Raw genomic sequence first — 15,074 nt, forward strand, 5'->3', positions numbered from 1 at the left:
GCAAGGAGGCCATGATGAGCAGCGACCCGCGTTCAGCGACGAATTCAAAAGAGATGCCGTCGCGTAGATCACGGAGAGGGGCTACCCGGTCAGGGAGGTGGCCGAGCGCTTGGGCGTGAGCCAATACTCCTTCTACTCTTGGAAGAAGAAGTTCGCGAAGGCGTCATCCGGCGACGCTGAGAAGGGTTCCGAAGTCCGACGGCTGAAGCGTGAGCTCCTGAGAGTGACGGAGGAGCGGGACATTCTTAAAAAAGGCGACCGCGTATTTCGCCAGGGATGCCAAGTGAGATACGCGTTCGTGGCCGAGCATCGCGGGCAGTTCTCTATTCGGGCGATGTGTCGCTGCTTACGTGTTCAGCCGAGTGGCTTCTACGCGTGGCTGAAGGCCCCGCTGAGCAAGCGAGCTCAAGAAGACGAGCGGCAGATTGCTCTGCTGAAGGAGGCATGGGTGGAAAGTGGCAAGGTCTACGGTCACCGCAAACTGCATGACGACCTTCTCGAGCAAGGCGAAAGCGTCTGCCTGAACCGTGTTGCCCGCCTGACCAAGCTGGCCGGCATCAAGGCGCAGATCGGTTACAAGCGTCGACCGGGGAAGTATGGCGGCAAGCCCTCGGTGGTCGTCGACAACACACTGGACCGGCGGTTTGACGTGGCGACACCGGACAGCGTCTGGGACGAGGCCTTGTTCGCCATTGGTTCAAGAACAATGGACGAGTGACATCACCTATATCCGCACGCAGGAAGGCTTCGCCTATCTCGCCGTTGTCATCGATCTTTTCTCGCGTCGTGTCGTTGGATGGGCGATGCAAAGCCGCCAGACGACCGAAGTTGTCCTGCAAGCGCTGCTCATGGCGACATGGCGGAGAAAGCCCAGGGAAAAGGTTCTGATCCATTCGGACCAGGGCAGCCAATTCACCAGCATGGACAGGGCAGCGTTCCTTCGGGCCCACAATCTGGAGCACTCGATGAGCCGCCGCGGAAACTGCCATGACAACGCGGTCGCTGAGAGCTTCTTTAACCTGCTGAAGCGTGAGCGGATCAGACGACGGACCTACCGATCCCGCGAAGAAGCCAGGCAGGATGTGTTCGACTACATCGAGATGTTCTACAATCCAAAGCGCAAGCACGCCCGGAACGGAATGCTGTCGCCCGTCGACTTTGAACGGCAGCAGAAACTGAGACACGAAGGCGTCTAAGAAACGCGGGGCTATTCAGTGTTTTGGGGGCTATGGAAGATATTTAATCGCGGAAAAAAGAAGTAGTTACGCCCGCTCAAGGCGCTTTTCGCCCCCACGACCAATTCTTCAGTCGATCGATGGGCCGGGCTTCGCTGCATCAGGCGCTTGCGCGAGGGACAAGTGTGCCCTTGAACGCGCGGTCGAAGTCGCGATCTTCACTGCTTTCGAGCACTTCGACGAGATATTCGGCCATCTCCGTCAATGGCTGACGATAGGTCGTTAGCGCGTAATTCGGGCTCTGGCATTGGGGCACGTCATCGAAGCCCGTCACCGCGATATCCTCGGGGATGCGCAGTCCGAGTTTGTGGCGGATTACGTCGATCGCTCCGATCGCGAGCGCGTCGTTTTCACAGACGAGAATATCGGGCATCTCGTCGCGTGGGCGATCCGTGAGCATTCGGGTTACGACTTGCTCGGCGAGTATCGGATCATAGGCGGGCACTTCGGCGAATTCAGGAATTGTTCCGAAACGCCGCTCCCAGCAGCCCAAAAAGGTTTCCTTGCGCAGCAAATGCGCGGAGTAGGTGCGCGGACCTGCAAGGAACAAGGGGCGGCGATAGCCACGTTCGGCGACATAGGCGGTGATCTCCTGCATCGCCAAGGCATCGTCGACCGCGATCGAGATCGTGTCCGGGTGGCGAGAGGTGCGCGCGAAAATGATCAGCTTGTGGAAGCGCCGGGCATGCAGCGCGGTCTCGAGCACGTCGTCATCGAACTGGATCCCGATCAGGATCGCGGCATCGACGCGGCGTTGGCTGGCATTCAGGATCGCATGTCCCGCATCGTCGCGATCGAGCGTGTTCACGAGAAGCGTATCCCAGCCATGCTTGCGCAGGATGCGCGTCAGGCGCTCCATCATTACCAGCTTGTGGGGGTTGGCGAAGTCATCGACCAGAAGCGCAACGAGATTAGAACGGTCCGAGGCCAGAGCGGCGGCGCGCAGATCGGGCACGTAACCGAGTTTGTTCGCGGCCTCCATTACCTTGGTGCGCGTTTTAGGCGAGATCGAAGCGTCCTTCTTGAAGGCGCGATTCACCGTCCAGCGCGACACGCCGGCGGCTTCCGCGACATCATCGGCGGTGATGTTGTTTTCGAAATTTGGTCTTCGGACTTCGGTCATCGGGCTCTCCTCCCAAACTGACCTATCAGCTTTCACGCAAGCATACACACAGAAATGAGCGTCAACGGAGTCGGTTTTGCACGCGCGTGCAAAAAATTCTTGCACGCGCGTGCAAAAAGTCTGATGTTAACGCCAATCGTCGGTCGAATCGGACCGGTTCTGGGAGGGATAGATGCTGAAAATCGGGTTGCTCGGCGCCGGCCGTATCGGTCAGGTGCATGCGGTCAATATTGCCGGACATGCGGGCAGCACACTCGTTGCGGTCTCGGACGTGAACGCGGAGGCTGCGCGGGCACTTGCTGCGAAATTCGGGGCCAATGTGGCGAGTTCGGAGGAGATCATCGCCGACCCGGAGATCGACGCGGTTCTCGTCGCGACCTCGACCGATACGCATTCGGATCTGATCGAAAAGGCGACTGCGGCGGGCAAGGCGGTGCTGTGCGAAAAACCCGTCGATCTGTCGTTGGAGCGGGCGAAGGCCTGCCTGGAAGTCGTGTCGAAAACCGGCCAGCCGGTGATGATCGGGTTCAACCGTCGCTTCGACCCGAACTTCGGTGCGTTGCGCGCAGCCCTGCAGGCCGGTGAGATCGGCAAGCCCGAGCTTCTCTCGGTCACGTCCTTCGACCCGGCGCCGCCGCCAGTTTCCTACATCAAGGTCTCGGGCGGTCTGTTCCGCGACATGATGATCCATGATTTCGACATGACGAATTTCATCATGGACAGTGCGCCGGTCAGCGTTCGCGCCGTCGGTTCGTCCATCGTCGATCCGGCGATCGGAAGGGCGGGCGACGTGGATACCGCCGTGGTCACGCTAACCTACGCAGACGGACGCATTGCAGTCATCAAGAACTCGCGCCGGGCCGTCTACGGCTACGATCAGCGGGTCGAGATTCTGGGTTCGGAAGGGCTGCTGAGCGCGGCGAACATGCTGGAGAACACCGTCTCGAAGTCGACCGTGGCCGGGGTCTCCTCGGCGAAGCCCACCTATTTCTTCCTCGAACGTTACATGCCCGCCTATGCCGCGGAATGGGACGTGTTCGTCACTGCTCTGGCTGAAGGCCGCCCGATGCCGGTGACGCTCGAGGACGGCGTGGCCGCGCTCGCGATGGCCGAGGCCGCAACCAAATCCGCCAAGACGGGGAAAGCCGTCGATCTGGCGACGCTTTGAGGCTCGGCCTCGGAGTGGACGGAGATCGCAGGCGCGAGGAGGTGCCTGTGGTTCAAAGGCCGAAGGGATCGGTCAGGCCGCATCGGAAGCGACATGGAGGGTCGTGGTGCGGTGACAAACAGAAAGAGTCTGGGAGGAATAAATGAAACAGTTTCTGCGTGCTGCAGTCGCGGCCACTACGGTTGCCTTCGCTGCACCGGCTTTCGCGACGGATATCGTCGTGGTCTCGCACGGGCAGGCCAATGACCCGTTCTGGTCCGTTGTGAAGAACGGCGTCGAACAGGCGGCGAAGGATACCGGCGTGAATGTCGAATACCGCTCGCCCGAAACCTTCGACATGGTCGCGATGAGCCAGCTGATCGACGCCGCCGTGAACCAGGAGCCGGACGGGCTCGTCGTCTCGATTCCCGATGCGGACGCTCTCGGGCCGTCTATTAAACGCGCGGTCGAAGCGGGTATTCCGGTGATCTCGATGAACTCGGGCTCGGACGTGTCGAAATCGCTCGGCGCCCTGCTGCATGTGGGGCAGGACGAGGAAGACGCGGGTAAGCGTGCGGGTGAGAAGCTCAAGGAAATGGGCGGCACCAAAGCGATCTGCGTCAACCAGGAGGTCGGTAACGTCTCGCTCGACCTGCGCTGTAAGGGCTTTGCGGAAGGCTTCGGTGACTCGACCGTTCTGCCGACTACCAATGACCCGACCGATATCGAAGCCAAGGTGCGCGCAGCGCTCGATTCCGATCCTTCTATCGACACGGTGATGGCACTCGGCGCGGCGACCGCAGGCGAGCCCTCGGTGGCGGCTGTGAAGGCGCTCGGCAAGGGTGGCGGCCAGATCAAGGTGGCGAGCTTCGACATGTCGCCCGGCTTCCTGAAGGCGGTTGAAGATGGCGACGCGGCTTTCGCGATCGACCAGCAGCAATACCTCCAGGGCTACCTACCGGTTTCGTTCCTCGCGCTCTATGCGAAATACGGCCTGATCCCGGCCTCGGACGTCGCCTCGGGTCCGAACCTTATCACCAAGGACAAGGCCGCCCAGGTGGTTGACCTGTCAGCCAAGGGCATCCGCTGATCCGCATCGGATGACAGACAAGGGGATGCGCGCTCCAAGAATACGTGCGCATCCCACCGGCGCCGTCGCGAGCTATCGCGGGACAACAGCGCCACGGAGCAGCATTTCCAGGGAGGGCAAAATGCCAGCCGACACTACGGTCACCGACGAGCGCGTTCGCGAGGAGTCTCTGCTCGCGCGCTTGATGAAGCGGCCTGAGCTGGGCGCGATCGCCGGGCTCGTTCTCGTAACGATCTTCTTTCTCTTCACCGCCAACGGTTCGATGTTCACCCTCTCCGGGATCATGAACTTCCTGACGCCCGCCGCACAACTCGGCATTCTCGCCATCGGCGCGTCGCTTTTGATGATCGGGGGCGAGTTCGACCTCTCAATCGGTTCGATGGTCGCGTTCGCGGGAATGATTTTCGGCGCGTTGGTGGTCAATCTCGGCCTGCCGCTCATCGTCGCTATTCCCGGAACTCTGATCTTCGCGGGGCTGATGGGCGTGGTGAACGGTCAGTTGGTGATCCGCACCGGCTTGCCGTCCTTCATCGTGACGCTGGCATTCCTCTTCATCCTGCGGGGCCTGTCGCTCGTCGGTCTGAAGTATCTCACCGGCGGATCGACCCAGCTGCGCGGCGTGCGCGAAGCGGTGGGCGACGACTGGTTGGCGCCGTTCTTCTCGGGCGACGCGTTTACGGGTCTCTTCGCGAAGCTCGCCGAATGGGGCTGGATCGACCGGTTCAAATCCGGCGCGCCCAAAGTGCCGGGCATCCCGGTCGAGATCCTTTGGTTCATCGCGATCGCACTTTTCGCGACCTGGATCCTGCTGCGAACCCCTGCGGGCAACTGGATTTTCGCCGCAGGCGGCGACAAGACCGCCGCCTCCAATTCGGGCGTGCCGGTCAACCGGGTGAAGACGACGCTCTTCGTCGTGACCGCCTGCTGCGCCGCCCTGGTCGCTATCATGACGGTGATCGACGCAGGCTCCACCGATGCACGGCGCGGCTTCCAGAAGGAATTCGAGGCAATCATCGCCGCGGTGATCGGGGGCTCGCTGCTGACCGGGGGCTACGGGTCGGCCATCGGCGCCTTCTTCGGTGCGATCATCTTCGGCATGGTTGTGATCGGTCTGACCTACACCTCTATCGATCAGGACTGGTTCCAGGTCTTCTTGGGGGGGATGCTGCTGCTAGCCGTGATCTTCAACAACGTGATCCGCAAGCGCGTGACGGGGGAACGCTGATATGGAACTCGAAACCGCATTCCATCACGGCGCCGTCGCCGCCGACACGAAACCGATCCTCGAGATGCGCGGCATTAAGAAGCATTTCGGCAACGTGATCGCGCTGGCGGGCGTCAGCTTCGACATCCGCCCCGGCGAGTGTCACTGTCTTCTGGGCGATAACGGCGCGGGCAAATCGACCTTCATCAAAACGATGTCCGGCGTGCATAAGCCGACAGAAGGCGAAATACTCTTCGAAGACAAGCCGATGAACTTCTCGAGCCCGCGCGACGCGATGGAAGCCGGGATCGCCACGGTCTTCCAGGACCTTGCGATGATCCCGCTGATGAGCGTGACGCGCAACTTCTTCATGGGCCGCGAACCCACGAAAGGCTCGGGTCCGTTCAAGCGCTTCGATGTGAAGCACGCCAATGAAGTCTGCGTCGAAGAGATGCGCAACATGGGCATCAACCTGCGTGGTCCCGATCAGGCGGTGGGCACGCTCTCGGGCGGCGAGCGCCAAACGGTGGCCATCGCCCGCGCGGTCTATTTCGGGGCGAAGGTGTTGATCCTCGACGAGCCGACCTCGGCGCTCGGCGTGCGCCAGACCTCGAACGTGCTCGCCACGATCGACAAGGTGCGCAAGCAGGGTGTGGGCGTCGTCTTCATCAGTCACAACGTGCGTCACGCGATGGCGGTGGGCGACCGCTTCACCGTGCTCAATCGCGGCCAGACGCTGGGCACCGCGAACCGCGGTGAGATCACACCCAACGAGTTGCAGGACATGATGGCGGGCGGTCAGGAGATGGCGCAGCTCGAAGGTTCGCTCGGCGGCACAATCTAACAGGCGGGCAGGGGTGCGGCATGCCCCTGCCACGAGTGGCAATGACTTCAGAAACCGAGGCTGACATGGCGCTTCAGATGCCCGAAACTCCGCTTGGCGTGGCCCTGATCGGGACCGGCTTCATGGGGAAATGTCACGCAATGGCGTGGCGCAACCTCGCGACCGTGTTCGGCGGTGCGCATCCCCGGTTGGAGGTCCTCTGCGACACGCCCTCCGACAAAGCCCGGGCGTTCTCCGAGCAGTTCGGCTTCGCACGCGGAAGCGACGATTGGCAGGCGAGCTGCACCGACCCGGCGGTCGACGTGGTCTCGATCACCGCGCCCAACGGTCTGCACCGCCCGATGGCGGAAGCCGCGCTGCGTGCAGGCAAGCATGTCTGGCTCGAAAAGCCGATGGCGCTGACGTTGGAGGATGCGCGGGCGATGGCGGCGCTTGCTACTGAGCATCCCGGACAGGTCACGATCCTCGGTTACAACTACCTGCGTTCGCCCGCCTTCCAGATGGCGCGCAAGCTGATCGCCGAAGGCGCGATCGGCACGCCGCGCGCCTTCCGCGGAGTTTACGACGAAGACTATTCCGCCGACCCGCGCCTCCCGTGGTCATGGCGGATGACGCGCGAGGCTGGTGGTCTGGGCGCCCTGGGCGATCTGGGCTGCCACCTCGTGTCGCAAATGGTCGCGCTTATGGGCCCGGTTGAGGAACTGACCGCGATGACGCAGATCGCGATCCCAGAGCGCGGCTCCCCCGATGGGCCGAAACCGGTCGAGAACGAGGACAGCGCGATGGCGCTGATCCGGTTTGCCAGCGGCGCGCAGGGCTCCTTCGCCACGTCGCGGGTCGCGCGGGGCCGCAAATGTCGCCTGCAATGGGAGATTCATGGCTCGGACGGCACGTTGGTCTTCGATCAGGAGAATATGAACGAACTGTGGCTGCACCGCGCTGGAGAGGCGGGCTTCACACGTCACCTCACCGGTCCCGAGCAGCCCGACTTCGCCGCCTTCTGCCCCGCGCCGGGGCACAATTTTGGCTTCAACGAACAGAAAGTGATCGAGGCGCGTGACCTGTGCGCGGCCATCGCGAGTGGCTCGAGTGCCGGTCCCGATTTCGCCGCCGGTCTGGAGATCGAGACGGTGATCCACGCAATGGCGCGCTCCAACGGTGCCCCGATCCGGATCGGAGATATGGCATGAAAAACCTCGACGTGATCACGATTGGCCGGGCCGGCGTGGATTTGTATGGCGCGCAGATTGGCGGGCGTCTGGAGGATATGGGCTCGTTCGAGAAGTATATCGGCGGGTCTCCGACGAACATCGCCTGCGGGACGGCGCGGCTGGGGCTGAAGTCCGGGCTGATCACTCGCGTCGGCGACGAGCATATGGGCCGCTTCATCCGCGAGCAGCTTCTGCGCGAGGGCGTGGATGTGACCGGGGTTGCGACCGATCCGGAGCGGCTGACTGCGCTGGTGATCCTCGGCATCCGTGATGAAGAGCAGTTCCCGCTGATCTTCTATCGTGAGAACTGCGCGGATATGGCGCTGAGCGAGGAGGATATCGACGAGGCGCTGATCGCGCGGACGCGGAGCGTGCTGGCGACCGGCACGCATCTGTCGCATCCGCGCACGCGGGCGGCGGTGATCCGCGCGCTGGAACTGGCGCGCAAGCATGGGGCGAAGACCGCGCTCGACATCGACTACCGCCCGAACCTCTGGGGCGTGGCGGGCCATGGCGAGGGCGAGAGCCGTTTTGTGGAAAGCGCCGAGGTCACGGCCAAGCTGCAGGACGTGCTGCATCATTTCGACCTGATCGTGGGCACCGAAGAGGAGTTCCACATCGCGGGCGGCTCGACGGACACGATCGAAGCGCTGCGTGCGGTGCGCAAAGTCTGCGATGCCACGCTGGTGTGCAAACGCGGAGCCGCCGGCGCGGTGGCCTTCGAGGGCGATATTCCGGACAGTCTCGATGACGGCCAGACCGGCCCGGGCTTCCCGATCGAGGTGTTCAACGTGCTGGGCGCGGGCGACGGGTTCTTCTCGGGCCTGATGAAGGGTTGGCTCGATGGCGAGAGCTGGCCGAAGGCGCTGGAATACGCCAATGCCTGCGGGGCCTTCGCGGTCTCGCGCCATGGCTGCACGCCCGCCTATCCGTCGCTGACCGAGCTGGAATTCTTCCTCAAACGCGGCGTGAAGCAGCCCGATCTGCGCAACGATGCGGAGCTGGAGCAGATCCACTGGTCGACCAACCGCCACACGCGCTCGCTGCCCGACTGGCCGGATTACCGGGTCTTCGCCTTCGATCACCGGATGCAGCTCGAAGAGATGCCGGGTTACACGCTCGAGAAGGGTGGGGCGTTCAAGGAGCTCTGCCTGTCGGCGGCAACCCAAGTGCAGGACGGCCGCCCGGGCTATGGTATTCTGTGCGATGACCGGATCGGGCGCGCGGCACTGCATGCGGCCTCCGGGTCGGGCCTCTGGATCGGGCGGCCCTGCGAATGGCCCGGGAGCCGCCCGCTGGAGCTGGAACCGCAGCTTGGCCCCGATTGCGGCGGTCTGACCCAATGGGCGCGCGAGGAGGTGGTGAAGGTCCTGTGCTTCTGCCACCCCGACGACGATGCCGAGACGCGCTCCAATCAAGAGGCTACCGTCAAGCGCCTCTTTACCGCGGCGCGCAGGAACGGGCTGGAATTCCTGCTCGAGATCATTCCGTCCAAGGTGGGACCGGTCGATGCCGACACCACCGCGACCCTGATCCGGCAATTCTACGAGATCGGCGTCTACCCGGATTGGTGGAAGCTGGAACCGATGGCGGACGCGGCCGGATGGGCCAAGGCCGTGGCCGCCATCGAGGAATACGACAAGCACACCCGCGGAATCGTGGTGCTGGGCTTGGATGCGCCCGAGGCCGAGCTGGCGGCAAGCTTCGAGGTCGCGGCGAGTTTCGATCTGGTCAAGGGCTTCGCCGTCGGCCGGACGATCTTCGGTGACGTGGCGCGGGCCTGGATGGCCGGTGAGCTGACTGATGCCGAGGCCGTGGCCGAGATGGCGCGCCGCTACACGCGGCTCTGCGGGATCTGGGACGGAGCACGTGCGAAGGCGGCCAAGGCGGCTTGAGGTGTGAGCGGGGAGGGGGCTCTGCCCCCGCTCCCTTCGGGAGCCCCCCGGGATATTTTGAAAGAGCGAAGCAGAGACCGCTTCGCTGGAGGAAAGTAAGATGGGTGAGACGATCCGGCTGACCGCCGCGCAGGCGATGGTGAAGTGGCTCTCGGTGCAGATGACCGAGGATGGCGAGCGGTTCATCGAAGGGATGTGGGCGATCTTCGGCCATGGCAACGTGGCCGGGATCGGTGAGGCTCTGCATGCCTACAAGGAGGTCTTCCCGACCTGGCGCGGGCAGAACGAGCAGACGATGGGCCATGCAGCGATCGCCTATGCCAAGGGCAAGAAGCGGACGCGCGCGATGGCGGTGACCAGTTCGATCGGGCCGGGATCGACGAACCTCGTGACGGCGGCGGCGCTGGCGCATGTGAACCGGCTGCCGGTGCTGATCGTGGCAGGTGACGTGTTTGCGACGCGCCGTCCCGATCCGGTGCTGCAGCAGGTCGAGGATTTCGACGATGGCACCGTCAGCGCCAATGACTGCTTCCGGCCCGTGAGCCGCTATTACGACCGGATCTCGCGCCCCGAACATATCCTGAGCGCGCTGCCGCGGGCGCTGCGGGTGATGACCGATCCGGCCAATTGCGGTCCCGCCGTGCTGGCCTTCTGTCAGGACACGCAGGCCGAGGCCTATGATTACCCGGTCGAGTTCTTCGAGCCGCGCGTCTGGCGTATTCGCCGTCCCGCTCCGGATGCGGGGGAACTGGCGCGCGTTGCGGAGATGGTGAAGGCGGCGAAGAACCCGGTGATCATCGCGGGGGGCGGTGTGGTCTATAGCCAAGCCGAAGACGCGCTCGCGGAGTTCGCGTCGAAGCACCAGATCGCGGTAGCCGAAACGCAGGCGGGCAAGTCGAGCCTCGCGCAGAGCCATCCGATGAGTTTCGGGGCCTCCGGCGTGGACGGTTCGGCGGCGGCCAATGCCGCCTTGCAAAACGCCGATCTGGTGATCGGGGTCGGCACGCGGTTCCAAGACTTCACCACCGGCTCGCGAACGCTGTTCGGGGAAGGGGCGAAGCTCGTTTCGATCAACATCCACGGCTATGACGCGGCCAAGCACGGGGCCGAAAGCCTCGTGGCCGACGCCAAGGTCGCGCTCGAGCAGCTCAGCGCCGCACTTGGCGATTATCAGGCCGCGGCGCCCGATGCCAATGCCCGCGAAGACTGGCTGCGCGCGGTCGACGCCTATTGCGCGCGTCCCGAGGATCAGGCGGCACTGCCGACCGACGGTCAGGTGATCGGGGCGGTGCAACGTGCCACGGGAGACGACGCCGTGGCGATGTGTGCCGCGGGCACGATGCCCGGTGCGCTGAAGTTGCTGTGGAAGCCCTCTCAGGGGGGCTATCACATGGAATACGGCTATTCCTGCATGGGCTACGAGGTGGCGGGCGCGATGGGGCTCAAGCTCGCGCGGCCCGAACGCGAGGTGCTCTGCTTCGTGGGCGATGGTAGCTACATGATGGCGAATTCGGAGCTTGCAACGGCGGTGATGCGCCGCGTGCCGTTTACGGTGATCCTGACCGACAACCGCGGCTATGGCTGCATCAACCGGCTGCAGACGATGGGCTGCGGCGGTGAGCCTTTCAACAACATGTATGTCGATTGCAATGTCGAGGCACAGCCCGAGATCGACTACGTCGCGCACGCGGCGGCGATGGGCGCGCATGCGGTGAAGGCGGCCAATACCGACCAGCTGGAAGCGGAAGTGAAAGCCGCGCGCGAGCGCGACATCCCGACGGTGATCGTGATCGACACGGTGGCCAAGGACTTCCCCGGCACCGGGCTGAAGACCACGGCGGGCGAACACGGCTTCTTCTGGGACGTGGCGGTGCCCGAGGTCTCGGACCGTAAGAAGCAGCGCGACCGCTTCGAAGAATACCTGACCCAGATCGCAAACGCGCGGCTGGTGAATTGAGAATACGACCTGAGACCGGGGGCTCTGCCCCCGCTCCCTGCGGGAGCCCCCCAAGATATTTGAACAAGAGCGAAGAAGGGTGTCCCTTCGAGGAGTGAAGACCATGATCCGTTTCGGAACCAACCCGATCGCCTGGGCGAATGATGACGACCAGAGCCTTGGCGCGCATATCCCGACCGAACAGATCCTGCGCGAGGCCGCCGAGATCGGCTTCGAGGGGATCGAGAACGGTCATCGCTGGCCGCAGGATGATCCCGAAGCGCTCAAGAAATTGCTCAGCGGCTATGGGCTGGATTTCGTCTCCGGATGGTATTCGCTGAATCTTCTGACGCAATCAGTGGAAGCTGAGAAGGCGGCGATCCAGCCGCATCTCGACAAGCTCAAGCATAATGGCTGCAAGGTCTGTATTGCCTGCGAGACGTCGAATTCGGTGCAGGGGAAGGACGTGCCGCTGAGCGAGAAGGCGGTTCTGAGCGCCGCCGAAATGGCCGAATTTGGTGCCAAGGTCGAGGAACTGGCGGCGTTCACCGCCGAGCAGGACATTGATCTGGTCTATCACCACCACATGGGCACTGTCGTCGAGACACCTGCCGAGATCGACGCATTCATGGCAGCGACCGGGCCTGCGACGAAGTTGCTGTTCGACGCGGGGCATTGCTATTTCGGCGGCGACGGGATCGATCCGGCTCCGATCCTGCGCAAATACGTCGACCGCGTACGCCATTTCCACGCCAAGAATGTTCGCCCCGAAGTTATGCGCAAAGTGCGCGAGGAAGGCATGTCCTTCATGGACGGGGTGCGCGGCGGCGTCTTCACCGTCCCCGGCGATAGCGAAGGAGGGATAGATTTCGCGCCGCTGCTCTCGATCCTCAACGAGGCTGGCTATGACGGATGGATCGTGATCGAGGCCGAGCAGGATCCCGATCAGCGCAACCCGTTCGAGTATCAATCTCTGGGGCTCAAAACCCTCAAGTCAGCCGCCGTCAAGGCGGGGCTGATCGCCACCGAACAGGCCTGAGCGCATGGCCCGTGATCGCTTCCTCGATTTCGACACGCCTTGGTTCCGCCCGCTGTGGAAGCGGCTGCTGGTGGTGGGGGTGGCCCTTGGCTGGGGGCTGTTCGAACTCGTCGCCGGTGATCCGGGTTTCGCGATCCTGTTCCTCGCGATGGGCGGGTATGCCGCCTATCGTCTTTTCGTGACCTTCAAGCCGAGAGAAGACAAATGACCGATCTGCTGCGCAAACCCTTTGGCACTCATGGTAAAGTCCACGAGATCACCCCGCAATCGGCGGGCTGGCGCTATGTCGGCTTCTCGCTCTATCGGCTGCGGGCGGGCGAGAGTGCGGCGGAGGCGACCGGTTCTAACGAGGCGATCCTCGTGATGGTTGAGGGCAAGGCCGCGATTAACGCCGCCGGGCGGGATTGGGGGGTATTGGGCGAGCGGATGGATGTGTTCGAGAAGACGCCGCCCCATTGCCTTTATGTCCCGAACGATCAGGACTGGGAGGCCGTGGCAGAGACGGATTGCACGATCGCGGTCTGCCTCGCGCCGGGCAAAGGCGGGCATGAGGCGCGCCGCATCGGCCCCGACGGGATCAGCCTGACCGAGCGCGGAAAGGGCACCAATACGCGCTACATCAACAATATCGCGATGGAGGGAGAGGATTACTGCGACAGCCTTCTGGTGACTGAGGTGTTCACGCCAGCGGGCCACTGGTCGTCCTATCCAAGTCACCGCCATGACGAGGATGACTTCCCGCGCATCACCTATCTCGAAGAGACCTACTACCACCGCCTGAACCCGGCGCAGGGCTTCGGCATCCAGCGCGTCTATACCGAGGATGGCACGCTCGACGAGACGATGGCGCTCTCGGATGGCGACGTTGTGCTGGTCCCGCGCGGGCATCACCCCTGCGGCGCGCCTTACGGGTTCGAGATGTATTACCTCAACGTCATGGCCGGGCCGCGCCGCAACTGGCGTTTCCAGGCTGATCCTGCTGTGCAGTGGATCATGGAGCGGGATGCCTGAGCGGCATCCGTTGGGAGAAGAACCATGGGACAACCTTTTCAACTGGCCGCCTGCGCAGAAATGCTCTGGAGTGACCGCCCGATCGAATGGCGCGCGGCGCGCCTCACCGAGATGGGCTTCGGCGTAGGGCTGTGGAACGGGCCCGACCACGATCTCGACAAGCTCGAGGCGGTGGGAGCGAATTACACGATCATGAACGGCTATCTGCAGGGGCGGCTGAGTGACCCCGAAGGTGCCGAGATGCTGTTACGCTCGGCCCGTGAGATTGCGCAGATCGGCAAGCGCCTTGGCGTGGACCGGCTCAACCTGCATGGCACGGGTCTTGGGGACGGCGGTATCCCGATCCCGCACTCTGGGAGCTTCGCTCCGGGCATGTTCCAGCGTGCTTGCGATGCGCTGAACAGGATTTGCGATCTGGCCGAAGAGGAGGGGGTGGTCTTCACCCTCGAGAACCTCAACCCGATCGACCATCCGGGCTGCCCGTTCGGCGCGACAGCGGATGTTCTGGCGCTGGTCTCGACCGTCAATCGACCACAGCTGCGGATCAATCTCGACCTCTATCACACGCAGATTGGCGAAGGCGATGTGATCCGCTGGTGTGAGGCCTGTTTGCCTTGGATCGGTGAGGTTCAGGTGGCGGACAATCCGGGTCGCTGTGAGCCGGGCACTGGCGAGATCAACTACGCCGGTGTGGCGAGGGCGTTGCAGAAAATGGGGTATCAGGGTCCTGTGGGCATGGAGGCCTTCGCGCAAGGCGATGATGAGGTCGCACTTGAGGCTTTCCGCAGAGCCTTCACGGTCTGAGAGCATTTACCACTGGAAAGGAGTGTGCCGGTCATTTTTCCGACCAGCACACTATTGTGCGCTCGATCCTTTTACAGTCTCAAGGAACCAGCATGTCATGTGAACGGAAATGCTGGTTTTCGCGGCTTTGAATTTGAACTGACAGCTCTCGCGTCTACGGATCGAGACTTCACGATGCGTGCCGACCCAGGCCCGTTCTCAGCCTTGATCACCTGCTCGTCGCGCTACGCCGTTAGCGGACTTTCGCACCAAATGCAGCGAAAGACCGCTTCCCGCCCATTCCTGCATCACTTCGTTAACGGCCCAAAGCTGACCCTCAGCCTTTGTCCGACCGCTGCGCTGCAGCTTCATGAGACCGGCCATTCCTCCATCGTATGCAGAGCGGACGGAGCAGCACCGCGCACAAGGAGTTCGCCGCCGACCACCACACCTGCAAGGCCAATTGTCGCCAAAATAACGGAGTTCATTCTCTTGGGTCCTGTTGCGCCAATTCCATGGGGAGGGGAGCGTCTTCGGGCTGGTCCGCATCCAGTTC

At 63.0% G+C, this 15,074-nt stretch carries 12 protein-coding genes and 1 pseudogene; 12 read left to right on the plus strand and 1 reads right to left on the minus strand.

The features are described 5' to 3' along the window. Positions 1-67: 67 nt before the first annotated feature. A pseudogene (locus B6V74_RS09455) lies at positions 68-1,196 on the plus strand (IS3 family transposase). Positions 1,197-1,335: 139 nt separating this feature from the next. Here B6V74_RS09455 and B6V74_RS09460 read toward each other — a convergent pair. After that, a complete protein-coding gene (locus B6V74_RS09460) occupies positions 1,336-2,358 on the minus strand; it encodes a LacI family DNA-binding transcriptional regulator (RefSeq protein ID WP_088720240.1) in 1,023 nt (340 codons plus the stop codon). 172 nt (positions 2,359-2,530) lie between these two features. Between B6V74_RS09460 and iolG the strand changes: the two genes are divergently transcribed. From iolG to B6V74_RS09515, 11 genes are all read left to right on the plus strand, one after another. Further along, positions 2,531-3,526, plus strand: coding sequence for an inositol 2-dehydrogenase (iolG, locus tag B6V74_RS09465; protein ID WP_088722612.1), 996 nt, complete (start codon positions 2,531-2,533; stop codon positions 3,524-3,526). 142 nt (positions 3,527-3,668) lie between these two features. Then, positions 3,669-4,595 carry a sugar ABC transporter substrate-binding protein gene (locus B6V74_RS09470; protein WP_088720242.1) on the plus strand — a complete coding sequence of 309 codons (927 nt, stop codon included), beginning with the start codon at positions 3,669-3,671 and terminating at the stop codon, positions 4,593-4,595. A gap of 121 nt (positions 4,596-4,716) precedes the next feature. Then, positions 4,717-5,820 (plus strand): ABC transporter permease, encoded by a 1,104-nt coding sequence (locus B6V74_RS09475; protein WP_088720243.1) that lies wholly within the window; start codon positions 4,717-4,719, stop codon positions 5,818-5,820. A 1-nt stretch (position 5,821) separates the two neighbouring features. Next, positions 5,822-6,643, plus strand: coding sequence for an ATP-binding cassette domain-containing protein (locus tag B6V74_RS09480; RefSeq protein ID WP_088720244.1), 822 nt, complete (start codon positions 5,822-5,824; stop codon positions 6,641-6,643). Positions 6,644-6,684: 41 nt separating this feature from the next. Next, the gene (locus B6V74_RS09485; RefSeq protein WP_240497083.1) at positions 6,685-7,833 is read left to right on the plus strand and encodes a Gfo/Idh/MocA family oxidoreductase; all 1,149 of its coding nucleotides are present in this window, start codon (positions 6,685-6,687) and stop codon (positions 7,831-7,833) included. Further along, positions 7,830-9,749 (plus strand): 5-dehydro-2-deoxygluconokinase, encoded by a 1,920-nt coding sequence (gene iolC, locus B6V74_RS09490; protein WP_088722614.1) that lies wholly within the window; start codon positions 7,830-7,832, stop codon positions 9,747-9,749. The genes B6V74_RS09485 and iolC overlap by 4 nt, the downstream gene beginning before the upstream one ends. Before the next feature lie 100 nt (positions 9,750-9,849). Further along, positions 9,850-11,706, plus strand: coding sequence for a 3D-(3,5/4)-trihydroxycyclohexane-1,2-dione acylhydrolase (decyclizing) (gene iolD / locus B6V74_RS09495; protein WP_088722615.1), 1,857 nt, complete (start codon positions 9,850-9,852; stop codon positions 11,704-11,706). 103 nt (positions 11,707-11,809) lie between these two features. Further along, complete coding sequence (iolE, locus tag B6V74_RS09500; protein WP_088722616.1) at positions 11,810-12,724, plus strand: myo-inosose-2 dehydratase; 915 nt, start codon at positions 11,810-11,812, stop codon at positions 12,722-12,724. Between the two features lie 4 nt (positions 12,725-12,728). Next, positions 12,729-12,932, plus strand: a complete 204-nt coding sequence (locus tag B6V74_RS09505) for a hypothetical protein (protein ID WP_078542413.1) — start codon at positions 12,729-12,731, stop codon at positions 12,930-12,932. Continuing rightward, a complete protein-coding gene (gene iolB / locus B6V74_RS09510) occupies positions 12,929-13,735 on the plus strand; it encodes a 5-deoxy-glucuronate isomerase (protein ID WP_088720249.1) in 807 nt (268 codons plus the stop codon). The genes B6V74_RS09505 and iolB overlap by 4 nt, the downstream gene beginning before the upstream one ends. A gap of 24 nt (positions 13,736-13,759) precedes the next feature. Beyond that, positions 13,760-14,539: a TIM barrel protein gene (locus B6V74_RS09515; protein ID WP_088722617.1), complete on the plus strand. Its 780-nt coding sequence runs from the start codon at positions 13,760-13,762 to the stop codon at positions 14,537-14,539. Positions 14,540-15,074: the final 535 nt, after the last annotated feature.

Source organism: Thioclava sp. F42-5, assembly GCF_002213195.1.
GTDB lineage: Bacteria > Pseudomonadota > Alphaproteobacteria > Rhodobacterales > Rhodobacteraceae > Thioclava > Thioclava nitratireducens.